The organism is Janthinobacterium sp. BJB401, from assembly GCF_013372745.1.
In the GTDB taxonomy this organism is placed as follows: Bacteria; Pseudomonadota; Gammaproteobacteria; order Burkholderiales; family Burkholderiaceae_D; genus Janthinobacterium; species Janthinobacterium rivuli.
Window position 1 is genome coordinate 36563 of the sequence record NZ_JABXFH010000038.1, and the last position, 22923, is coordinate 59485.

Below are 22923 nucleotides of genomic sequence, written 5' to 3' on the forward strand. Positions count from 1 at the left end.
ACCAGAGGAGCCACGCCATGAGTACATATCGCACAGCAAGCGGCATCCGGGGCCTGCACCTGGCGCTTGCCATCGCCGCCATCGGCGCCCTGGCGCCCCGGGCGCATGCCGAGCCAGTCGCCGCCACGGCCGCCACCGCCGTTGCCGCCGAAACGGGCGCGGCCCGGAGCAGCCGCACCGCCGTCCGTCCCAAGTCCACGCCGCCGCAAAGCGAATCGCGCGCCGGCCGCACCGAGATGGCGCCGCAAATGAGCCTGGCCGAAGGCAAGTCGACCCTGATGCGCCTGCCGTTCGCCGCCAGCCGCATGTCCGTCGGCGACCCGCGCATCGCCGACGTCATCCTGCTCAATCCCAACGAGGTGTACCTGCTGGGGCGCTCCGTCGGCACCACCAACCTGATCTTGTGGAACAAGAGCAATGACGCCACCATCATCGACCTGGCCGTCGGCATCGACAGCAGCAGCCTGCAGGCACGCATGGCGGAGCTGCTGCCGAACGAAAAGATCCACGTCACGGTGGCGGGCGACACCTTGATCCTGTCGGGCATGGTCAGCGACGTCGTCAAGGCCGACCAGGCCCTGTCGCTGGCCAACGCCTATGTGCAGCGCAGCAGCCGCAGCGGTGGTGCCTCCTCCGGCGCCGCGCCAGCCGCAGGCGCCGCCGCTGCCGCTCCCGCCGCCGCGCCCGATGCGAACATGCCGCGCGTGATCAACCTGCTGTCGATCGCCGCGCCGCAGCAGGTGATGCTGGAAGTGAAGGTGGCCGAAGTGTCGAAGGTGCTGGTCGACCAGCTGGGCGCCAGCCTGGGCATCAACAAGACCATCGGCAGCTGGTCGTATTCGCTGCTGTCCAGCCTGCTCAGCAACAATCCCAGCGGCTTGAGCGGCGCCAGCAAGAACAACTTCTTCAACCTCGACGCGCAAAAACGCGATGGTCTGATCAAGGTGCTGGCCGAACCGAACATCATGGCCATCAGCGGCCAGGAGGCCAGCTTCCTGGCCGGCGGCAAGATCTTCATCCCCGTCAGCCAGACCAACAATAACGGCGTGCCCACCATCACGCTGGAAGAGAAGGAGTTCGGCGTGGCCGTGAAATTCACGCCCACCGTGCTCGAAGGGGGACGCATCAACCTGAAAGTGGCGCCGGAAGTGTCGGACCTGAACAAGGACGGCATCGGCATCACCGCCACCGGCATCTCGGCCACGGCCATCCTGCCTTCGTTTACGACACGGCGCGCCACCACCACGGTGCAGCTGTTCGACGGCCAGAGCTTCGCCATCGGCGGCTTGATCAAGAACAACGTGACCAGCAATATCAAGGCCTTGCCAGGCTTGGGCGAAGTGCCCGTGCTGGGCGCCCTGTTCCGCAGCACGGACTTCCAGACGGACCGTTCGGAACTGGTCTTCATCATCACGCCGCACCTGGTCAAGCCGCTGCCGCCCGACTACAAGCTGCCCACCGACGGCTACATCCAGCCGACGCGCGGCGACATGTTCATGCAGGGAAAAATGGAAGGCAGCGCACCGGCGCCGGCAGCGGCACAGGAACCACCACCAGCGCCAGCAGCGCCCATGCCGCCGCAAGCGGCCGCGCCCCAGCCTGCCGCCGGCTTCGACCTCAAATAGGAGAACACCATGAAAACCGCACATCGCCTGCCTTGCGCCGCCCTGCTGTCTTTGCTGTCGCTGCTGGCCGGCTGCACCGCCACCACCACGCCCGTGCTCGATTCGCACTTCGGCGAATCGGTGGCCCTGCTCAAGGCCCAGCAGATCATGTATCCGGACGCCTACCGCAATGCCAACCCCGTCAGCGGCATCGACGGCAAGGCCGGCGCCAGCGCCTACCAGCGCTACCAGAAATCGTTCGCGGCGCCGGAACCGCAACCGAATGTCTTCACCATCGGCGTGGGCGGACGCCAGTAGGCGCCAGTCCCGCGATGCATTCCCCCCAGGCCACCAGGAGACAGCCATGAACACCGCATTTCGCAGGCACGACAAGCAGCAAGGCGCGATCGCCATCGTGCTGGGGCTGACCCTGGTGGTGCTGTTTGCCATGGGCGGCCTGGTGCTGGACCTGGGCCACCTGTACATCGCCAAGACGGAGCTGCAGAACGGCGCCGACAGCTCGGCGCTGGCAGGCGCCGTGGAACTCAATCAAAGCGCCGCCGGCATCGACAATGCGCAGGCCAAGGCCATCGCCATCGCGCAAAAGAACCGCTACGATTTTTCCACCACGCTGACCCTGACGGCCGCCAACATCAGCTTCGGTCCCGGCCCCGACGGTCCTTGGTCGTCCGGCGCCAGCGCCCGCACCAGCCCCGCAGGCCAGACCTTCATTCGCGTCGACACGGGCAGCAAGACCTTTGCCACCTACCTGATGGGCATCGCCGGCATCGCCAGCACCAGCACCTCGGGCGTGGCCGTGGCGGGCCGCTTCGTCAACGACGTCACGCCGATCGGCGTGTGCGCCGTCGATCCGGCCAACAAGACGGCGCAATACACCTATCCGGCCGCGCCAGCCGGCACGGGCCTGACGGAGCTGCTGGAATTCGGTTTTCGCCGCGGCGTCACCTACAACCTGTTCGGCCTCAATCCGCTGGGCGGCCCGTCCGATCCCTACCTGATCAACCCCGTCGACGCCCCGCCCGGCAGTTGCAGCGCCTCGCATTCGAGCGCCGCCTCCACCGCGCCGTTCATGTGCACGGGCAGCAGCGCCGTCATCACCAGCGGCACGGGCCAGGTCTACACGAACACGGGCCTGTCCGCATCGCTGGCCGCCTCGCTCAATTCGCGCTTCGACGATTACGGCGGCCCCTCCGTGTGCGACCCCGCCACGGCGCCGCCCGACACCAACATCAAGGAATATCCTTGCGTGGGCGCCGCGTCGCCCTGCGCCGCCGCTGCCGCCAGCTCGCCGCCCGCCAGCTGGATGCAACCGGGCGCCAGCACCCTGCCCAGCCAGCAGCCCGTCAGCCTGGCCGGCAACAAGCCGAATTACCAGCTGCCGTCGGCCGGCGCCGTCCCCGCCCCCTCGGCCACGTTCGCCCAGTTCGCCGGCTACGGCGTGCTGTGGTCCTATGGTCCCGCCTACCAAAGCAATGGCGCCACCCCGGCCAAGGCCGGCACGGCGTATAGCGTCGCGGACGGCAACGCCAACCCCATGTACAGCACGGCCAAGGCGAATTACTTCGACACGGCCAGCTACCCCGTCAGCCCCGGCGCGGGTTTTCCCGCCAGTACGCCGCCTTCGCCCTACAACCAGACCAGCGGCCCCACGTTCCAGGCGCCGTCGGCGGCCCATCCGGGCCAGCGCAACCGGCGCATCCTCAACGTGGTGCTGGTCGACTGCCGCACGGCGCCCGTGGGGCCGGCCTCGTGCGGCACCATGACCGCGGTGGGCATCGGCAAATTCTTCATGACGATGAAAGCCGATTTCAGCGGCGGCACCAAGCGCCTCGACGTCGAGTTCGCGGGCCTGATCGAGCCCGTGCCGAATTCCGAAATCAAACTCTACAAGTGAGGCGGCCATGCGCACCCACCATTCCCACGTCAGCCAGCGCGGCGGCGGCGCCGTCGAATTCGGCATCGTGCTGGCCCTGCTGGTCACCCTGCTGGCCGGCATCTTCGGTTTCGGCCGCGCCTTCTGGTACTACGACGCGCTGACCAAGGCCACGCGCGACGCGGCGCGCAATATGTCCGTCAAGGCCAAGGCCGGCATCGCCTCGCAGGGCGTGCCGGCCGCCAGGCAGACGGTGGTCGATGCGGCACTCAGCGCCGGCATCAGCGACTTCACCACGGCCAACGTGACGGTCACCTGCCTGGACGCGGCGTTCAACGACAGCAGCTGCACCGATGGCACGGCGCCGGGCGGCATCCGCGTCGAAGTCGTCAACTACACGCTGTCGGTGGGCCAGTACCTGCCCTTCGTGATCGGCGCGGCCAGCAGCTATGCCACGCCGCTGTCGCCGCGCACCACCATGCGCTACATGCTGTAAGGAGAACGCCATGCGCCACCGCCTTCCACTTGCCCTCCGAACCGGCCGCCAGCGCGGCGCCGCCGCCGTCGAATTCGCCCTGGTGGCGCTGCTGTTTTTCACCCTGCTGTTCGGCATCCTCGAATTTGGCCGCATGCTGTTCCTGTACAACACGGTGCAGGAAGTGAGCCGCCGCGCCGCGCGCGAAGCGGTGGTGCGCTGGATCGACCAGACCGACGCCATCAAGACCCTGGCCCTGTTCGGCGGCACGGCCCTGCCGGCCGCGCCGGAACTGACGGCCGCCAACATCACCATCCGCTACCTGAACAAGAGCGGCGCCGAAGTGACCTTGCCGCCGCTCGATCCGGGCGACAACCTGTCGGCCTGCGGCGACATCACGCGCACGGCCAGCTGCATCGACAGCGTGCGCGTATCGATCGACAACGTCAGCTATACGCCGATGGTCAGCCTGTTCGGTTTTCTCAATATCGCCGTGCCCGCCTCGGTCGTCGTCATGCACGCCGAGAGCCTGGGCTTCCAGATCAACTGAACGCCTTTACCGAACGCCTTTACCAGGGAGTGCCACGTGAATATCGTCATCGTCTCGAAAAATGAAGCCCAGCTCAAGCGGCTCACGCGCCTGCTGCGCGAACGCAGCGCGGCCGACCGCGTCGCGCTGCTGGCGAGCATACCCGATGTCTTCGACAACGGCGTCACGCCGGACTTGCTGCTGCTGGAGCAGGAGCAGACGGGCGAGGCGGAGCTGGAACGGCTCGAACTGCTGGGCGGACGCCATCCGAACCTGGCCATCATCGTGCAATGTCCGCAGCAAAGTCCGCAATTCCTGCTGCGCTCGATGCGCGCCGGCGTGCGCGAAGTGCTGCTGCCGGACGACGATGCCGGCCTGTGCGCCGCGCTGCGCCGCATCGAGGAAAAACTGCAGAAGCAGGTCACGCGCAAGGGTCAGGTGCTGGCCTTCGTCTCGTGCAAGGGCGGCAGCGGCGCCACCTTCATCGCCGCCAACCTCGGCTACGCGCTGGCCGCCGGCGAACAGCGCAAGGTGGCGCTGTTCGACCTGAACCTGCAGTTCGGCGACGCCGCCCTGTTCGTCTCGGACCACAAGCCGGCCACCACCCTGTCGCAGCTGTCGCAGCAGATCGTGCGCCTGGACGCCTCGCTGCTGGCCGCCAGCATGATCCAGATCACGCCCGCCTACAGCGTGCTGGCCGCCGCCGACGATCCGGCCCATGCGGCCGACGTCGAGGCCGACCATATCGACCGGCTGCTGACCCTGGCGCGCAGCCAGTACGACTACATCCTGCTCGACGTGGGACGCGGCCTCGACCCCGTCAGCGTGCGCGCGCTGGACCGGGCCGACCTGATCTTCCCCGTACTGCAGGCAACCTTGCCGTATGTGCGCGACGGCAAGCGCCTGCTCGACGTGTTCCGCGGCCTCGGCTACCGCGAAGACAAGATCCGCCTGATCCTGAACCGCTATGCCAGCAGCGACAGCATCCGCGTGGCCGACCTGGAAGCGGCGTACGGCAAACACGTCTACAAATCCATCCCCAACCACTACGAGGCGGTGGCGGCTTCCGTCAGCCAGGGCGTGCCCATCCTCAAGCTGACGCCGCACAACGCCGTTTCGCGCGCCCTGCAGGAACTGGCCGCCAGCCTGGCCGGCGAAACCCCGCCCGCCGCGCAAGGCTGGGTTTCGCGGCTGCTGGCGCGCGCTTGATTCCCTACAGCGCGCCTGATCCCCTACATTCACCGGAGACCGACCATGACTGCCGAAAAACTCACCCTGCGGGACCGCCTGGGCTATGCCCAGGATGACGCCAGCCTGAATGACGATGCCGCGCACCAGGGCGCAGCCAGCCACAGCTACCAGCAACTCAAGCACCGCACCCACCAGGCGCTGCTCGACCGCGTTGACCTGGAGGGCATGCAGCGCCTATCGCGCGAGCAGATCCGCGAAGAGCTGAAAATCCTCGTCAGCGACGTGCTCACGGAAGACAATGTGGTGATCAACGAGCTGGAACGGCGCTCGCTGATCCGCGACATCCAGGACGAGGTACTGGGCTTCGGCCCGCTCGAACCGCTGCTGGCCGATCCCGGCGTGTCCGATATCCTCGTCAACACCTACCGCCAGGTGTATGTCGAGCGCCATGGGCGCCTGGAGCTGAGCGACGTCTGCTTCACGGACGACGCCCACCTGATGAAAATCATCGACAAGATCGTCTCGCGCGTGGGCCGGCGCATCGACGAATCGAGCCCCATGGTCGATGCGCGCCTGCCCGACGGTTCGCGCGTCAACGCCATCATCCCGCCGCTGGCCATCGACGGCCCCGTGATGTCGATCCGCCGCTTCTCGGCCCAGCCCCTGCGCCTGGCCGACCTGATGCTCAAGCACAGCCTGACGGAGGAAATGAGCACCACCCTGCAGGCGCTGGGCAAGGCCAAGGTCAACATCCTGATCTCGGGCGGCACGGGCAGCGGCAAGACCACCATGCTCAATGCGATTTCCGGCTTCATCAGCACGGCCGAACGCATCGTCACCATCGAGGACGCGGCCGAACTGCAGATGCAGCAGCCGCACGTGGTGCGCCTGGAAACCCGGCCCGCGAACATCGAGGGCAAGGGCGAAGTGACGCAGCGGGCGCTGGTGCGCAACGCGCTGCGCATGCGCCCCGACCGCATCATCCTGGGCGAGGTGCGCGGCGCCGAAGCGCTCGACATGCTGGGCGCCATGAACACGGGCCACGAAGGCTCGATGGCCACCATCCATGCAAACACCCCGCGCGACGCGCTGACGCGGCTGGAAAACATGATCAGCATGGCCTCGGCGGGCCTGCCCATGAAAGCCATGCGCCAGCAGATCAGTTCCGCCATCAGCGTGGTGGTGCAGGTGGCGCGCCTGACGGACGGCAAGCGCAAGATCATCTCGATCCAGGAAATCACGGGCATGGAAGGCGAGATGATCACCATGCAGGAAATCTTCACCTTCCGCCAGACGGGCATCGGCGAGGATGGCACGGTGCAGGGGCATTTCCATGCCAGCGGCGTGCGGCCGCATTTCCTGGAACGCCTGCGCGCCTTCGGCATCAGCCTGCCGGAAACCCTGTTCGATCCCGCCCGCCAGTACCATTAAGGGGAGCATCATGGACTATCTCTATTACGTATTCGCCATCCTCACCTTCATCGCCGTGGTGCTGCTGATCGAGGGACTGTACCTGGCCTGGAACACCTCGCGCGGGCCGGAAGCGGAACGGGTGGCGCGCCGCCTGCGCATCATGTCGGCCGGCGCGCATGGCGACGCGGGCAGCTCGATGATCAAGAAGCGCCTGCTGAGCGACACCCCGGCCCTGCAGCGCGTGCTGCTCAGCGTGCCCCGCGTGCATGCGCTCGACCGCCTGCTGGAACAGTCGGGCCTGAGCTGGAGCGTGGCCAGCTTCGCCGGCGTGATGCTGGCCTCGGCCGGCGCCGCGTTTTTGCTGCTGAGCTACTTCAGCGTGCCGTGGCTGCTGCGCCTGCCGCTGGTGGCCGGCGCAGCCCTGCTGCCGCTGCTGGTGGTCTTGCGCGCCAAGGCCAAGCGCCTGCAGCGCATCGAGCAGCAATTGCCCGATGCGCTCGACCTGATGGCGCGCGCCCTGCGCGCCGGCCACGCCTTCCCGACGGCCCTGAAAATGGTCGGTGATGAAATGAATGCGCCGCTGGCCGTGGAATTTCGCGCCACTTTCGACGAAGTCAATTTCGGCATCGCCATGCAGGATGCGCTGATGAACCTGGCCACGCGCGTGCCCAGCACGGACTTGCGCTACTTCGTCATCGCCGTGCTGATCCAGCGCGAAACGGGCGGCAACCTGGCCGAGCTGCTCGACAGCATCAGCCGCATCATCCGCGAACGCATCAAGCTGCTGGGACAGGTGCGCGTGCTGTCGGCCGAAGGCCGGCTGTCGGCCTGGATCCTGTCGCTGCTGCCCTTCGGCGCGGCGGCCATGATCCACCTGACCAATCCGCAGTTCCTGGAAATGCTGTTCGTCGACCCGGGCGGACGCAAGATGCTGGTCGGCGCCCTGGTGATGATGGTGTGCGGCGTCCTGGTCATGCGCAGCATCATCCGCATCCGTGTCTGAGCCCGCAAGGAGAACTCTCATGAATCCCGTCCATTTCGCCTTTCTCGCCCTGCTCTTCATCGCCGTCTTCGGCACCGTGCTGGTGGCCATGCGCAGCTTCGCCCCCGATCCACTGCGCCAGCGCATGGACAACGCCACCGGCAAGAACGCGGCAGCGCCTGGCGCCTCCGCGCCCAGCCCCTGGCTGGCGCGCATGGTGCGCCTGAGCGGCCCGCTGGCCAAACTGTCGATTCCCGACCAGGGCTGGGAAGGCTCCGTGATGCGCCGGCGCTTCATGAATGCCGGCCTGCGCCACGCGTCGGCGCCCGTGCTGTTCTTTTCCGCCAAGACCATGCTGGCCATCGGCTTGCCCCTGCTGCTGTTCCTGGGACTGAGCGCCTCGGGCAGCCAGATGGCGGGCAAGGCTCTCCTGTTCTGGCTGCTGATCGTGGCCGCCATCGGCTACTACCTGCCCAATATCGTCCTGGCACAAATGATCAAGCGGCGCCAGCGCGATATCTTTGAAAGCTTTCCCGATGCGCTGGACTTGATGACGGTGTGCGTGGAAGCGGGCCTGGCCATGGATGCGGCGCTGGCCAGGGTGGCGGCCGAAATCGCCCTGAAAAGCGCCGTGCTGGCCGAGGAATTGCATCTGGTGATGCTGGAACTGCGCGCCGGCAACACCAAGGAGCGTGCCCTGCGCAACCTGGCCCTGCGCACGGGCGTCGAGGATGTCGACGCGCTGGTGGCCATGCTGATCCAGGCCGAGCGCTTCGGCACCAGCATCGCCGCCTCGCTGCGCGTGCAGTCGGACCAGCTGCGCACCAAGCGCCGCCAGCTGGCCGAGGAAGAAGCGGCGAAGATCGCCCTCAAGCTGCTATTTCCGCTGATTTTTTTCATCTTCCCTTCGCTGCTGGTCGTCCTGATGGGACCAGCCTTCCTGCAAATCTACCGCGTGCTCCTGCCCAGCATGGGCAGCGGCAACTGACCGGAGAACCGCCATGTCACAGCACACCACCCTGATGCTCATGCTGGCCTGCGCCGGCCTGCTGCCCGCCTGCGGCCACCTGCCCGGCCCGGCCAGCCAAGGTCACCGGGAGCCTCCACAGCAGGCGCGCATCGAGGACAGCGCCGCCACCCGCAGCGCCGCGTTCTGCAAGCTGGGCAAGCGCCTGCAGGAAGTGGGCGACCCGCGCGCGGCGCTGGCGGCCTACCGCGAAGCCCTGCTATTGACGCCCGACTCGGCCGATGCGCGCAATGGCGCCGCCGTGCTGCACGCGCAGCTGGGCCAGCTGGAAACGGCGCGCGCCATGCTGCAGGCACTGGCGCAAGAAACGCCGACGGCCAGGACCTACAACAATCTCGGCTACGTGCTGTACCTGCAGGGAGACTATGCCCAGGCGGCGGCCATGCTGCGCCAGTCGCTGCAGCTCGACAACGGCCAGCAGCCGGCGCGCGCCAACCTGGATCTCACCATCGCGGCGCTGGCGCGCAGCATCGTCACAGTCGATGCCACCACGGACGCCATCGCGCCCGATCTGGCCCCCACGCCAGCGGCGCCGGCCAGCCGCCTGCAGCTGACGCAGTCGCAGCCGAATATCTTCACGCTGAGCTGGCGCGACGCTCCCGTGGCGGCACGCGCCGCCTTGCCAGCCCCGGCAAAACCGGCAGCGACGGCGGCAGCCATGCCACGGCTGGAAGTCATCAACGGCAATGGCGAAACGGGGATGGCGGCGCGCATGCGCGGCATGCTGGGCGGCATGGGCATCAGCGTACTGCGGCTGGGCAACCAGCGGCCGTACATGGTGCAGGCCAGCAGCATCGTCTACCGCCCCGGCCACGCCGAGGCGGCCGCCGCACTGGCCCTGGCCTTGGGCGGCATGCCGCAAGTGCAGGCGGCCGGCGACAGCGGCATCGGCGCGGGCGCCGACTTGCGTATCTTGCTGGGCAAGGATGCGCCAGCCAGCCTGCGCGCGCCGGACGTGCGCCTGGCGTCGAACCTGGCGCCGTAATGGTGAAATCAGCGCGGCAGCAGGCGCCGGTCGGATGGGTTGATCAGGAAGCCTTGCAGGATGTCCTGCAGCTGCGGCAGCTTCGCCACGTAGGCGGGAATGCCCAGCTGGCGCGCGCCGAAGTAGTGGGCGATGATGTCGCCCTGTTGTTCCATGTTGAAGTCGGACAGGACGCCGCCGGCCTGCGCATCGTAGCGGTAGGCGCGCTGCCGGATGTAGCCGCCGCACAGCGCCAGCAGCACGCCATGCAGCAGCACGCTGTAGCCAAGCTGGTACTGCCACACATGCACCATCTCGTGGATGAAGAACAGCTTGCCGCTGTTGCCTTCGCGGGAAAAATCGTCACGGTACTGGGCCGGCATGAAATACAGGCTGCCACGCGGCGTCATCGCCGTGTTCTGATTCTGCAAGCCGAACGGTAGAAAGGAGCCGCGCACGACGCGCACGCGCGCGTAGTCGATGGCGCCCTGGAAGACGCTGCGGGCCATGGCGGTTTCGCCGATGGTGAGGGGGCGGCGCAAGACTCGCATAAAGAATAGGGAAGAAAGCGCAGCAAGCGTAGAGCCTGCCGCGCCGGTACCGCTTAAACCGAACGTAAACCGCTGGCAGCCTTGGCGATTTCCGTGATGCGGTCCCAGTTGCCGGCCGCGATCGCGTCTTTCGGCGTCAGCCACGAGCCGCCCACGCAGGCGACGTTCTTGCACGCCAGGAACTGCGAGGCCGTCTCTTGCGAGATGCCGCCCGTCGGGCAGAACGTGATGTCCGGCAGCGGGCCGTAAATCGCGTTGAGCATGCCGATGCCGCCCGCCGGCACGGCCGGGAACAGTTTCAGCTGCTGGAAGCCGTTTTCACGCGCCGCCATCACTTCGCCTGGCGTCATCACGCCTGGCAGCAGGGGCAAGCCACTGCTTTTCGCCGCCGCCACCAGGGCCGACGTCAGGCCTGGCGAGACGCCGAAGACGGCGCCCGCATCGCGTGCCTGCGCGAATTCCTCGGGACGGGTCAGGGTGCCGACGCCGACGATGGCGCCCGGCACTTCCGACATGGCGCGGATCGCTTCCAGGCCGTGCTTGGTGCGCAGGGTTACTTCCAGCACGCGGATGCCGCCCGCCACCAGCGCGCGCGCCAGCGGTACGGCATGTTCAGGATCGTCGATCGCAATCACGGGGATCACGCTCGAGGTGCGCATAATTTCCAGTAGTGTCATGGTCATCTCTTATTTCCTAGCCAAAAAGTCTTCATCGGAACCCGGCACGGTGTCACCGACATTGTCGGCGTCGTGCAAGGCGACGGTGGTGGGAATCGGCGACGGCAGGCCGAAGGTGGTGGCACCCTCTTCCGCCGCGCTGACGGTGGAACGGAACATGGAAAACAGCTCGCGGCCCATGCCGACGTGGTTCGGCGACAGGTCGGCCGTGACCAGCGCACGGGCGTGCCAGACGTCGGCCGGCACCAGCGCCTCGAGCACGCCGGTAAAGGCGTCGAGGCGGATGATGTCGCCGTCGCGCACGAGGCCCAGCGGGCCGCCGGCGAGAATCTCTGGCGAGACGTGGATGGCGGCCGGCACCTTGCCCGACGCGCCCGACATGCGGCCATCGGTGACCAGCGCCACATGGCGGCCCGCATCCTGCAGGTTGGCCAGCGCGGGTGTCAGCGCATGCAGTTCCGGCATGCCGTTGGCGCGCGGGCCCTGGAAGCGCAGCACGGCAACGAAGTCGCGGTCCAGGGACCCCGCCTTGTAGGCGGCCATGAATTCTTCCTGTGAATTGAACACCAGCGCCGGCGCTTCCACCGTGCGGTGCTGCGGCTTGACGGCCGAGACCTTCATCACGGCGCGGCCCAGGTTACCGGCGACCAGCACCATGCCGCCGTCCGGCGCGAACGGATTCGAGGCGGGGCGCAGCACGTTCTCATCGGCGCTGGCGGCCGGTGCATCTTTCCAGAAGACCTTGCCATCTTCACCGAGGAACGGTTCCATGCAATGCGCGCGCAAGCCGTGGCCCAGGATGGTGTTGACATCTTCGTGCAGCAAGCCCGCGTCCAGCAGTTCGCGGATCAGATAACCGGTGCCGCCGGCCGCGTGGAAATGGTTCACGTCGGCGTCGCCGTTCGGGTAGATGCGCGTGAGCATCGGCACGATGGCCGACAGCTCATTGAAATCGTTCCAGTCGATAACGATGCCGGCCGCCTTGGCGATTGCCACGAGGTGCAAGGTGTGGTTGGTCGAGCCGCCCGTGGCCAGCAAGCCCACGATGGCGTTGACGATACATTTCTCGTCGACGATATGGCCGACTGGCAAGTAGCTGCCGCTTTGCGCCGTGATGCCGGCGGCGCGCTGGGCGGCGGCTTTGGTGAGCGCATCGCGCAGCGGGGTATTTGGCGTAATGAAGGCGGCGCCCGGCAAGTGCAGGCCCATCACTTCCATCAGCATCTGGTTGCTGTTCGCCGTGCCATAGAAGGTACAGGTGCCGGCGCCATGGTAGGCTTTCGATTCGCCTTCGAGCAAGTCTTCGCGCGTGGCCTTGCCTTGCGCATACAGCTGGCGCACCTTGGCTTTTTCCTGGTTCGACAGGCCCGACGTCATCGGACCGGCCGGCACGAAAACGGCTGGCAAGTGGCCGAAGTGCAGCGCGCCGATCAACAGGCCCGGCACGATCTTGTCGCACACGCCCAGGTACAGGGCCGAGTCGAACATATTGTGCGACAGCGCCACGGCCGTCGACATGGCGATGGTGTCGCGTGAAAACAGCGACAGTTCCATGCCCGGCTGACCTTGCGTCACGCCATCGCACATGGCAGGCACGCCGCCGGCGAACTGGGCGACAGCGCCCACTTCGCGCACGGCTTGCTTGATGATCTGCGGAAAGCCTTCAAAAGGCTGGTGCGCCGACAGCATGTCGTTGTACGAGGACACGATGGCCACGGACGGCTTCTTGTATTCCTTCAGCGACAGCTTGTCGTTGGCGGGAAAAGCGGCAAAGCCGTGCGCCAGGTTGGTGCACGACAGGGCGCCGCGCTGCACGCCCTGGATGCGGGCCGCATCCAGGTGCGCCAGATAGGCGCCGCGCGATGGCCGGCTGCGCGCGATGATGCGCGCTGTTACGGATTCGACTACTGGATGCAGCGCCATATGGATTTCCTTAAAAATGAGTATTTCGTGAAATTTTACTACAAAATGGTGAAGAAGAAGCACTCTTGCATGGGCCAACAACACAAATAAGCGACGGATTGCGGCGTATCAAGGCAAACCTGGGCTATATCGCGTAGCCGCACCTGCCAAGACGGCTCTTATATGTCACGGGGGCAATCGCTAAAAAAAGCACAACAAAATCGGCTTCACGTCACAAACTGTAGTGAAATTACGTTTTTCTGATGTATTATTCTCATACCAATGCCGGATCCGCTGTTCGCCACCACGAACGCGCCGCGCTCCTTTCAACCGAGACAAGCACCCAAGCCGACCGCCATGCGCCAGCCAGCACCTACTCCTGCCATCACCGCCACCGCCAGTTTCCAGTCCCTGCAAGCGCACAGCGCCAGCCTGCGCGACGTGCATCTGCGCCAGCTGTTCGCGGCCGACCCCGCCCGTTTCTCGACGATGACGGTCGATGCGGCCGGCCTGCTGCTCGATTACTCGAAGAACCGTGTCGACGCCACCGCCATGGCGCTGCTGATGGACCTGGCACGCGAGCGCGGCGTGGAAGCGCAGCGCGAAGCCATGTTCACTGGCGAGAAAATCAATCTTACCGAACATCGGGCCGTTCTGCATACGGCCTTGCGCGCGCCACGCGGCACCAGGCTGGTCGTCGATGGCCAGGATATCGATGCCGACGTGCAAGATGTGCTGCAACGCGTGAAGGCGTTTACGGACAAGGTGCGCAATGGCAGCTGGCTCGGCTACACGGGCAAGCCGATTTGCGACATCGTCAACATCGGCATCGGCGGCTCGGATCTGGGCCCGAAAATGGCGTGCCTGGCGCTGCGCTCCTACGCCAACCCGGGCCTGGAAATGCACTTTGTTTCCAACGTCGACGGCCACGACATGGAAGCGACCCTGTCGAAAGTCGATCCGGAAACAACGCTCTTCATCGTGGCGTCGAAAACTTTTGTGACGGCTGAAACCATGCTCAACGCCAACACGGCGCGCGCCTGGTTCCTGCTCGAAGGCGAAGAAAAGGATCTGGCGCAACATTTTGTGGCCGTCTCGACCAACACGCAAGCCATCGTCGACTTCGGCATTTCGCCGGACAATATGTTCCCGTTCTGGGACTGGGTCGGTGGCCGCTACTCCGTCTGGTCGTCGATCGGCCTGGCCGTGGCCCTGTCCGTCGGTTTTGAATACTTCAGCGATTTCCTCGCCGGCGCGCATGCGATGGACCAGCACTTCCGCCAGGCGCCGCTGGAACAGAACATGCCCGTCGTGCTGGCCATGGTGGGCTTCTGGAACCGCCAGTTCCTCGATTGCGGCTCCGTTTCCATTGCGCCTTATCACCAGGATTTGAGCCGCTTTGCCGCCTACTTGCAACAGCTGGACATGGAAAGCAACGGCAAGCGCGTCACCAAGGATGGCGTGCCCGTCGACGTGCCGACCGGCCCCGTCATCTGGGGCGATTGCGGCACGAATGCACAGCACGCGTATTTCCAGCTGCTGCACCAGGGCACGGACATCACGCCCATCGACTTCATCGCCGCCCTGCGCGCCACGCACGACTTGCCGGGCCACCATGACGCCCTGCTGGCGAACTGCTTCGCCCAGTCGGAAGCCTTCATGACGGGCAAGACGGGTGATGAAGTGCGCCTTGATTTGCAGGCGCAAGGCTTGCCGGAAAGCGAGATCGAAGCGCTGGTGCCGCACAAGACTTTCCCCGGCAACCGCCCCAGCAACACCATCCTGATGGACCAGCTGACCCCGACCACCCTGGGCGCCCTGATCGCGCTGTACGAACACAAGACCTTCGTGCAGGGCGTCTTGTGGAACGTCAACAGTTTTGATCAGTGGGGCGTGGAACTGGGCAAGGTGCTGGCCAAGAAAATCCAGGCTGAACTGACGGGCGAAGCCCGTCCCGACCACCACGACAGCTCGACCAATGGCTTGATTGCCTTGGCTAAAGCAGCAAAAGCCGCATATTAAAAAGAGATAGATGAATATTTACGAAATCAAAGTAGTCAGCGACAAGCCCATGCAAGTGGGCGAATGCCCGCTATGGCATGGCAAGGAAGCGGCCCTGTACTGGGTCGACATCGATGGCCGCGCCGTGCACCGCTTGCACCCGGCCAGCGGCAAGCATGAGCAATGGAACATGCCGACGGAACCGTCGGCGCTGGCGATCAACGCCGGCGGCGGCCTGATCGTGGCCTTGCGCAGCGGTTTTGCCCACCTCGACACGAAGACGGGCAGCCTGGCGGAAATCGCCCCGGCGCCGTTCGACATGGCCACCACGCGCTTCAACGATGGCAAGGTCGACCCGGCCGGCCGCTTCTGGGTCGGCACGATTTTCGAGCCGCGCAACGCCGATGCTGCAGAAATGTTCGTGCTGGAAAAGGGACAAGTACGCAAGGTCTGGTCGGGCGGCATGACCGTATCGAACGGCCTGGGCTTCAGCCCGGACAAGCGCACCATGTATCACTCGGACACCACCACGCATCGCATCGACCGCTTCGATTTCGACGCGGCCACGGGCGCCATTTCCGCGCCGCAACCGTTCCAGCGTTTTTCCACGGACAAGAAAGCGTTTGATTACGGCGGGCGCCCCGATGGCGCGGCCGTCGACAGCGAAGGCAATTACTGGTCAGCCATGTTTGAAGGCGGCAAGATCTTGCGCTTCGCCCCCGATGGCCATTTGCTGGGTGAAATTACCGTTCCCGTGCGCTGCCCCACCATGGTGACGTTCGGCGGCCCCGACCTGCGCACCCTGTACATCACCAGCGCCAGCCACAACCGCTCCGCCGCCGAGATCGCCGATTATCCATTGACGGGCCACGTGCTGTCCGTGCGCGTGGACGTGGCGGGCCAGCCGGAAACAGCTTACCAGGCGTAATCGTTTGCCAGCATAGAAAAAGCGCCGGACCCTCGCGGGTAGCGGCGCTTTTTTATGTCTATGGCGTAGGTCGGATTAGCGGGACGAAGGCCCGCGTAATCCGACAATGTGTTGGCCATGGTGGCGTCGGATTACGCGCAGCTTCGCTGCGCTAATCCGACCTACGGATGCTCCATGTAATTACCGCGACAATACCTTGCGTATCGTCTCGGCCAATTCAGCCGCCACAAACTTCGCCACATAACCATCGGCGCCCACGCCCTTGACGTGGTCTTCGTTGGTCGAGCCCGTCAGCGACGAGTGGATCACCACGGGGATGTTGGAGAAACGGCCATCGTTCTTGATGTTGCGCGTCAAGGTAAAGCCATCCATTTCCGGCATTTCCAGGTCGGTCAGCACCAGCGCGACCTTGTCTTTCGCCGTCTTGCCTTCCGTCGCCGCCTGAGCCGAGATCGCCTGCAGGCGTTCCCACGCTTCCTTGCCCGTCTTGGTCATGATGAAAGGCACGCCCATCGCTTCGAGGCCCTTTTCGATCAGCGAGCGGGCCAGCGAGGAATCGTCGGCCGCGAGGATCACGGCGCCGGCCGGCAAGCGCACTTGCGGGCCGATGCTGTTCTCGTCCACGTCCGGGTCGCCCGACGGCAGCACGTTGCGCAGGATTTGTTCCACGTCCAGCACTTGCGCCAGGCGTGTCTTGTCCGTGTCGCCATCGAGCCGCGCGATACTGGTGACGAGGCCGCCGCCAACGCTCGACTCGGCCGACAGCACCTGGTTCCATTCCAGGCGCACGATTTCATCGACCTCTTCCACGGCAAACGCCTGTGTCGAGCGGGCAAATTCGGTCACCATCAGGATCTTCAAACCATTGCTCTTGCAGCCGACCGCCATCGGCAAGTCGATCACGGGCACGATCTGGCCACGGATGTTGACCACGCCCAGCATGTGCGGGTGCGAACCGGCCACGGCCGTGATGGCCGGCATTTCCATGATTTCACGGACTTTGAACACATTGATGCCGAACAGTTCGCGGCTGGTCGAGTGATCACTGGTGCCCAGCTTGAACAGGAACAGTTCGAATTTGTTATTGCCTGTCAGGCTGGTGCGTTCATCGACATCTTGCTGCATTGAATTCATTGTGTCCCCTTGAGCCGTCTTGTAAAGTTAAGTCGCCTGCCCCTGATGCTGCGGACAGTGCGGACTGCACGTCGCATGGACGTCGGATGGCGGGTTCGGGGCATGGCCGGCGCTAGCGGTGCAGTGTGTATCGTACAATTTCTTACAACCAATAGTTGCTATCGATTCCAGCTTGAATTATACGGTTTTTTACTTTCTTCAAAGCTACTTTACGCTGCCAACGGCGATCCTGACAGCATTTCTTGATTTGCTTGTTGCTACAGCGCAAATGATGACGGAGAGAATCGAAAATTTCCCTGGCAACCATGGTTGCTTTGAAAAGCCAGGTGAAAAGCATGGCGCAGCGCCAGCAGCGGCGAACGGCATATAATGGCCATGCTGGCAGCACTGGCAGGCATACCGGGCAAAATGGCGACGGCAGCGGATGGAATGTAGTAAAATTTCTTGCAATTGCCCGTTCTACGTAGTAAATTTACACCATCGATTATAGTAGCGACAGACTGGCACTTCCGGTCGGCTTTCTCCCCGCTCCGGCCCTTTTACTTTTGCGACGACACTCACTTATGGCACTTACCGATTTTGACCTGGTCCTGTTTGGCGGCAGCGGCGATTTAGCAATGCGCAAGTTGTTGCCTGCAATGTATGCGCGCGACGTCGCGAACGATTTGCCGCCGACGGCGCGCATCATCTGTGTGGGCCGCCAGGACAGCGGCCAGGATGCCTTCCTGAAAATGGTAGAGACCAACTCGCGTCCCCATATCAAGGCCAGCACCCTGAATGCCGCCACCTGGAGCAAATTCTGCGCGCGCATCGTGTACGTGTCGCTCAACGCCAGCGATGCGGCCACGTACGCGCCGCTGGTCGAAGCGCTGCGCGGCGATGCCGACCTGACGCGCGTGTACTACCTGGCGACGCCGCCGCATCTGTTCGCCCTCATCTGCGACAACCTGGAAGACAACGGCCTGGTGACGCCGAATTCGCGCGTGGTCCTGGAAAAGCCGCTGGGCCGCGATCTGGCCAGCGCCAAGCAGATCAACGCCGAAGTGGGCAAGGTATTCCAGGAATCGCAGATCTACCGTATCGACCATTACCTGGGCAAGGAAACCGTGCAGAACTTGCTGGCCCTGCGCTTCGGCAATATCCTGTTCGAACCGCTGTGGCGCCGCGAATGGATTTCCGACGTGCAGATCACCATCGCCGAAAAGCTGGGCGTGGGCAACCGCATGGGTTACTACGACACCTCGGGCGCGCTGCGCGACATGCTGCAAAACCACTTGCTGCAACTGCTGTGCATCGTCGCCATGGAACCGCCGACCTCGATCGCGCCGGACGCCGTGCGCGATGAAAAGCTGCAAGTGCTGCGCTCGCTGAAAAAATTCACGCCCACCACCCTGGCGCAAAACATCGTGCGCGGCCAGTACCGCGCCGGCCACGTCGACGGCGCCACCGTGCCGAGCTACCGCGACGAACCGGATGCGCCGGAACATTCGCGCACCGAAACCTTCGTTGCCCTGAAGGCGGAAATCGACACCTGGCGCTGGGCCGGTGTGCCGTTCTACCTGCGCACGGGCAAGCGCATGGCCGACAGCCTGGCCGAGATCGTCGTGCGCTTCAAGCAGATCCCGCACTCGATCTTCAACCAGCCCACGTCGAGCTTCCAGCCGAACTGCCTGGTGATCCGTCTGCAGCCGGACGAAGGCTTGCGCATGAATTTGATGGCGAAAACCCCGGGCGACGGCATGCGCCTGAAACCGGCGGAACTGGAACTCGATTTCCGCGAGTCGTTCAAGACCCCGCGCATGGACGCCTACGAGCGTTTGCTGCTCGACGTCCTGCGCGGCCAGCTGACCCTGTTCATGCGCGGCGACGAACTGGAAGCGGCCTGGGAATGGGTCGAGCCGATTCTCGACAACTGGGAACAGAACGACAGCGCGCCGATTCCGTACACGGCCGGCACCTGGGGCCCTGCCGCCGCCAGCGCCCTGATCGGCCGCGATGGCTTGCAGTGGCGTGAAGAAGCCCTGCCGGAAGACTAATCTAGCAGGGCAAGGAGCCGTGCCTTGCAAGGCACGGCCGTTACGCAGGCGCGGAGCTGTGCTCCGCGAATTCCCTGCTTCACCGCTTCCCGAAATCAGAAGACTAATTTAATGCTGCTTGACTCCATCCGCACCCAACTCGATTCGCTCTCCAAGTCGGAGAAGAAGGTCGCGCTGGCCGTGCTTGACCAGCCTAACCAGACGGTCAGCCAGAACATCACGGCGCTGGCGAAAAGCGCGCAGGTGTCGGAACCGACCGTGGTGCGTTTTTGCCGCACCCTGGGCTATGACGGCTGGCATGAATTCAAGCTGAAGCTGGCGCAGGGGCTGGCCCTGGCCATGCCGGGCGCGAACGAGCAGCCGGCGCAGGACGACCTGGCGGCCGACCTGGTGAATAAAATCTGCAGCCGCTCGATCAACACCCTGCTCGACCTGCGCAACAACCTGAACCCGGAAGCGATCCAGCGCGCGCTCGACATCCTGTCACGCGCCAGCAAGATCGAATTCTATGGCCAGGGCACATCGGGCATCGTGGCGGCCGACGCGCAGCACAAGTTCTTCCGCTCGGGCGTGCCGACGGTGGCCTACAGCGATCCGAACATCCACAGCATCGCCGCGGCCCTGCTGCGCGGCGGCGACTGCCTGGTGGCCATCTCGCAGCGCGGCAACAGCCCCGCCCTGGTCCGCTCCGTGAAACTGGCGCGCCGCGGCGGCGCCGACGTCGTCGTGCTGGCCCCATCGGGCACGCCGCTGGCCGACCTGGCAACCGTGCTGATCCCGATCGACCTGGTCTTCAACACCGACCCCTACACCCCGATTTCCGCCCGTCTGGCCTATCTGGTGGTGATCGACGTGCTGGCCGTGGGCCTGGCCCTGCAGCGGGGCCCCGAGTTCCGCAAGAAAATGCAAAATGCACAGAAGGCGCTGCAGGAATTCGACATGCAGTTCGATTCCTTCATCGGCTGATCTGGCTGATACCCTGCCGGCTCCAGCATCGCCGGAGCCGCTCCTTATCCAAACGTTTCCATTCGACCGGGATGTCTCTTCCTTGATTTCACAAGAGGAACCGGTACACGCCATGGCAGCCTTTGCATCGAAAAATCAGCCCACCATCCTTGTCTAAGAATTGGGATCCTTTGGTTTCCCATAGTGGCGTATCGGATGAGCAGTGCTATAACCGGGATAAATTGAAACCACAACCCGAACTTCATCGTTTGGAAAAAAATGGATAAAGATACTTCCCGTTTCATCGTATTTTTCCACTTCCACCATTTTTTCTTTAATAATATGTTTTAGTCCATCCGGCATATCCCACCGCACCAGCACCATCATTCCCGGATACCACGCTCTCGGAATGGAGGCACAGCAAACTTCAGGTCCTCCCGCTCCCCATCTGGCCATATTGGCACCTCCGGCTCCATCCACCGACGCGGAGTAAATAAAATTCCCGGTATGGTTCACAATACCCACCTGCGCTATCGCGGTAGGACCTGGGCCGGCTTCCTCGACCTGCCTGGCCTTGAACGCACAGCCGCTCAGCAGCAAAGCAGCGCCAAGATACATAATCCATTTCATGATTTTCACCTTGCAGAAAATGCCACGTCGCTTTTCACTTTACCGCCACATACGGCAATAGAAAATAGGGGACTGTCCACACGTGGATGCTTCAAGAAAAAGTGCTCGGAAGCGGTCCAGAAATGGAAATTTTATCGATCATCTTATCAAGGAAGATTGGCAGGTTTTCCGTAATGAAGAATAGGATGATTTTTACTATCGCCGTCCACATTTGACACAACCACTCTCACCTCATCATTGGAAAAAAAATGCATATAGATATCTCCTGGCCTATCGTATTTTTCCACTTCTACCATTTTTTCTTTAATAATATGTTTTAGTCCATCCGGCATATCCCAGCGTACCAAGACCATCATTCCCGGATACCACATTCGCGGAATAGAAGTACAACAAACCTCGGCTCCCCCCGCTCCCCATCTGGCCATATTGGCGCCTCCCGCCCCATCCACCGATGCGGAGTAAATAAATTCCCCTGTATGGTTCACGATACCTACCTGCGCCCCTGCCGTAGGACGTGGGCCGGTGTCCTTAAGCTGCCTGGTCTTGAGGCCGCAAGCGCTCAGCAGCAAGGCAGCAAACAAAACACCGCCAAAAAAAATAATCCGTTTCATAATTTTCATCATATAAGACCAATGGCTAATTGGATCGATCAAGCGTCGACCGATTAAGAAAAAATACTGGAAAGCGCCCCAGAAATGGAAATTTTATCGACCATCCCATCAAGGAATAGTGGCAGGTTTTCCGGAGTGAAGAATAGGATGCGTTTTTGCACCCCCTCCAGCATTTGACACGACAACTCTCACCTCGTCATTGGGGAAAAAGTGCATATAGATATCTCCCGGCTCATCGTATTTTTCCACTTCCACCATTTTTTCTTTGACAACATCGGTATGCCCTTCAGGCATATTCCACCGCACCCGGACTTTCATTCCCGGATACCACACTCGCGGAATAGAAGTACAACAAACCTCGGCTCCCCCCGCTCCCCATCTGGCCATATTGGCGCCTCCCGCCCCATCCACCGATGCGGAATAAATATACTTCCCCGTATGGTTGACAATACCCACCTGCGCCGTCGCGGTCGGACTTGGGCCGGCTTGCTCAACCTGCCTGGCCTTGAGGGCACAACCGCTCAGCAGCAAGACAGTGCCAAGATAAATCATCCATTTCATGGTTTTCCTCTTAAAAAAAACAGTTGAAGGAGCAAAGCTAGGCAGCCGATCGCGCCTGCCAGAAATCGTCGGGCAACGTGTCGAGCTCGGACAAGTAATCCGCCCCCTGACGCGTGCGCCGCAACTGGCTGGCCAGCTATGCTACACAATGCGTCTGACGCCACGCCACATGTACCTTGAGCATTTTTTTAGCTGATCACGCACGTCTGGCTTTAAGAAAACATCGACCGGGATCGTAGCCTTGGAAGGTGGTGCTTTAATCCTAAGGATTCATTTTTTAGTCGATGGATTAGCCGTGTGTTGAATCGGATGATCTTTTCCATATCCTGCATCATTCGACACAACAACTCTCACCTCATCATTCTCAAAAAAGTGCATATAGATATCTCCTGGCCTGTCATATTTTTCAATTTCGACCATTTTTTCCTTAATGACGTCAGTATGACCTTCAGGCATATTCCACCGCACCAAGACATTCATTCCTGGATGCCATACACGGGGAATCGATGTGCAGCAAATATTTGCTCCCCCCGCCCCCCATCTGGCCATATTCCCCCCTCCCGCCCCATCCACCGATGCGGAATAAATATACTTCCCCGTATGATTGACAATACCCACCTGCGCCGTCGCGGTAGGACTCGGGCCGGCTTGCTCAACCTGCCTGGCCTTGAGGGCGCAACCGCTCAGCAGCAAGACAGTGCCAAGATACATAATCCATTTCATGATTTTCACCTTGCAAAAAATGCTACGTGGTTTTTCTACTTTACTACCATATACGGCAATAGAAAATAAGGGACTGTCCACACGTGGATGCTTCAAGAAAAAGTGCTCGGAAGCGGTCCAGAAATGGAAATTTTATCGATCATCC

The 22923-nt window shown here is 63.0% G+C and carries 23 protein-coding genes; 15 read left to right on the plus strand and 8 right to left on the minus strand.

Features of this window, described 5'->3' with window-relative positions:
- Positions 1 to 17: 17 nt before the first annotated feature.
- Genes HWE17_RS21135 through HWE17_RS21180 form a run of 10 tightly spaced genes read left to right on the plus strand, consistent with a single transcriptional unit; the run spans position 18 to position 10100 of the window.
- Positions 18 to 1625, plus strand: a complete 1608-nt coding sequence (locus HWE17_RS21135) for a type II and III secretion system protein family protein (RefSeq protein WP_176390117.1) — start codon at positions 18 to 20, stop codon at positions 1623 to 1625.
- Between the two features lie 9 nt (positions 1626 to 1634).
- Positions 1635 to 1922 carry a hypothetical protein gene (locus tag HWE17_RS21140; RefSeq protein ID WP_035821256.1) on the plus strand — a complete coding sequence of 96 codons (288 nt, stop codon included), beginning with the start codon at positions 1635 to 1637 and terminating at the stop codon, positions 1920 to 1922.
- Positions 1923 to 1968: 46 nt separating this feature from the next.
- Positions 1969 to 3519: a Tad domain-containing protein gene (locus HWE17_RS21145; protein ID WP_099403581.1), complete on the plus strand. Its 1551-nt coding sequence runs from the start codon at positions 1969 to 1971 to the stop codon at positions 3517 to 3519.
- A gap of 7 nt (positions 3520 to 3526) precedes the next feature.
- Positions 3527 to 3994 carry a TadE/TadG family type IV pilus assembly protein gene (locus HWE17_RS21150; RefSeq protein ID WP_176390118.1) on the plus strand — a complete coding sequence of 156 codons (468 nt, stop codon included), beginning with the start codon at positions 3527 to 3529 and terminating at the stop codon, positions 3992 to 3994.
- Between the two features lie 10 nt (positions 3995 to 4004).
- Positions 4005 to 4523, plus strand: coding sequence for a TadE/TadG family type IV pilus assembly protein (locus HWE17_RS21155; RefSeq protein WP_176390119.1), 519 nt, complete (start codon positions 4005 to 4007; stop codon positions 4521 to 4523).
- A 36-nt stretch (positions 4524 to 4559) separates the two neighbouring features.
- The gene (locus HWE17_RS21160) at positions 4560 to 5711 is read left to right on the plus strand and encodes an AAA family ATPase (RefSeq protein WP_176390120.1); all 1152 of its coding nucleotides are present in this window, start codon (positions 4560 to 4562) and stop codon (positions 5709 to 5711) included.
- Between the two features lie 45 nt (positions 5712 to 5756).
- The gene (locus HWE17_RS21165) at positions 5757 to 7124 is read left to right on the plus strand and encodes a CpaF family protein (RefSeq protein WP_035821265.1); all 1368 of its coding nucleotides are present in this window, start codon (positions 5757 to 5759) and stop codon (positions 7122 to 7124) included.
- A 10-nt stretch (positions 7125 to 7134) separates the two neighbouring features.
- Positions 7135 to 8109 carry a type II secretion system F family protein gene (locus HWE17_RS21170; RefSeq protein ID WP_035821267.1) on the plus strand — a complete coding sequence of 325 codons (975 nt, stop codon included), beginning with the start codon at positions 7135 to 7137 and terminating at the stop codon, positions 8107 to 8109.
- Between the two features lie 19 nt (positions 8110 to 8128).
- On the plus strand, positions 8129 to 9076 hold the full coding sequence (locus tag HWE17_RS21175; RefSeq protein WP_176390121.1) for a type II secretion system F family protein: 948 nt from the start codon (positions 8129 to 8131) through the stop codon (positions 9074 to 9076).
- 13 nt (positions 9077 to 9089) lie between these two features.
- Positions 9090 to 10100: a LytR C-terminal domain-containing protein gene (locus HWE17_RS21180; RefSeq protein ID WP_176390122.1), complete on the plus strand. Its 1011-nt coding sequence runs from the start codon at positions 9090 to 9092 to the stop codon at positions 10098 to 10100.
- An 8-nt stretch (positions 10101 to 10108) separates the two neighbouring features.
- On the opposite strand, the gene HWE17_RS21185 is transcribed toward HWE17_RS21180, so the two are convergent.
- The 3 genes from HWE17_RS21185 to edd all read right to left on the minus strand — a co-directional run bounded on the left by HWE17_RS21185 (position 10109) and on the right by edd (position 13230).
- A complete protein-coding gene (locus HWE17_RS21185; protein ID WP_176390123.1) occupies positions 10109 to 10621 on the minus strand; it encodes a type IV secretion protein Rhs in 513 nt (170 codons plus the stop codon).
- Positions 10622 to 10683: 62 nt separating this feature from the next.
- Complete coding sequence (gene eda, locus HWE17_RS21190) at positions 10684 to 11313, minus strand: bifunctional 4-hydroxy-2-oxoglutarate aldolase/2-dehydro-3-deoxy-phosphogluconate aldolase (protein WP_035821279.1); 630 nt, start codon at positions 11311 to 11313, stop codon at positions 10684 to 10686.
- A gap of 3 nt (positions 11314 to 11316) precedes the next feature.
- Positions 11317 to 13230, minus strand: coding sequence for a phosphogluconate dehydratase (edd, locus tag HWE17_RS21195; protein ID WP_176390124.1), 1914 nt, complete (start codon positions 13228 to 13230; stop codon positions 11317 to 11319).
- A 336-nt stretch (positions 13231 to 13566) separates the two neighbouring features.
- Here edd and pgi point away from each other — a divergent pair, with 336 nt between their 5' ends.
- Together pgi and HWE17_RS21205 are read left to right on the plus strand one after the other, a co-directional pair.
- Positions 13567 to 15231: a glucose-6-phosphate isomerase gene (gene pgi / locus HWE17_RS21200; RefSeq protein ID WP_176390125.1), complete on the plus strand. Its 1665-nt coding sequence runs from the start codon at positions 13567 to 13569 to the stop codon at positions 15229 to 15231.
- Positions 15232 to 15241: 10 nt separating this feature from the next.
- The gene (locus HWE17_RS21205; protein ID WP_176390126.1) at positions 15242 to 16138 is read left to right on the plus strand and encodes an SMP-30/gluconolactonase/LRE family protein; all 897 of its coding nucleotides are present in this window, start codon (positions 15242 to 15244) and stop codon (positions 16136 to 16138) included.
- Positions 16139 to 16318: 180 nt separating this feature from the next.
- Here HWE17_RS21205 and HWE17_RS21210 read toward each other — a convergent pair whose 3' ends face one another.
- The gene (locus tag HWE17_RS21210; protein ID WP_035821285.1) at positions 16319 to 17272 is read right to left on the minus strand and encodes a chemotaxis protein; all 954 of its coding nucleotides are present in this window, start codon (positions 17270 to 17272) and stop codon (positions 16319 to 16321) included.
- A gap of 172 nt (positions 17273 to 17444) precedes the next feature.
- On the opposite strand from HWE17_RS21210, the gene HWE17_RS21215 reads away from it, so the two are divergent.
- From HWE17_RS21215 to HWE17_RS21225, 3 genes are all read left to right on the plus strand, one after another.
- Positions 17445 to 17642, plus strand: a complete 198-nt coding sequence (locus tag HWE17_RS21215; protein ID WP_158300248.1) for a hypothetical protein — start codon at positions 17445 to 17447, stop codon at positions 17640 to 17642.
- Positions 17643 to 17835: 193 nt separating this feature from the next.
- Positions 17836 to 19308, plus strand: a complete 1473-nt coding sequence (gene zwf / locus HWE17_RS21220) for a glucose-6-phosphate dehydrogenase (RefSeq protein WP_034750861.1) — start codon at positions 17836 to 17838, stop codon at positions 19306 to 19308.
- A 111-nt stretch (positions 19309 to 19419) separates the two neighbouring features.
- The gene (locus HWE17_RS21225; RefSeq protein ID WP_034750862.1) at positions 19420 to 20274 is read left to right on the plus strand and encodes an SIS domain-containing protein; all 855 of its coding nucleotides are present in this window, start codon (positions 19420 to 19422) and stop codon (positions 20272 to 20274) included.
- A 153-nt stretch (positions 20275 to 20427) separates the two neighbouring features.
- On the opposite strand, the gene HWE17_RS21230 is transcribed toward HWE17_RS21225, so the two are convergent.
- The 4 genes from HWE17_RS21230 to HWE17_RS21245 all read right to left on the minus strand — a co-directional run bounded on the left by HWE17_RS21230 (position 20428) and on the right by HWE17_RS21245 (position 22874).
- Entirely contained in the window at positions 20428 to 20883 is a 456-nt protein-coding gene (locus tag HWE17_RS21230) for a DUF3304 domain-containing protein (protein ID WP_099404141.1), read from the minus strand.
- Positions 20884 to 21029: 146 nt separating this feature from the next.
- Positions 21030 to 21536: a DUF3304 domain-containing protein gene (locus HWE17_RS21235; RefSeq protein ID WP_176390127.1), complete on the minus strand. Its 507-nt coding sequence runs from the start codon at positions 21534 to 21536 to the stop codon at positions 21030 to 21032.
- A gap of 66 nt (positions 21537 to 21602) precedes the next feature.
- A complete protein-coding gene (locus HWE17_RS21240; protein WP_176390128.1) occupies positions 21603 to 22055 on the minus strand; it encodes a DUF3304 domain-containing protein in 453 nt (150 codons plus the stop codon).
- Between the two features lie 270 nt (positions 22056 to 22325).
- Positions 22326 to 22874: a DUF3304 domain-containing protein gene (locus HWE17_RS21245; RefSeq protein WP_176390129.1), complete on the minus strand. Its 549-nt coding sequence runs from the start codon at positions 22872 to 22874 to the stop codon at positions 22326 to 22328.
- Positions 22875 to 22923: the final 49 nt, after the last annotated feature.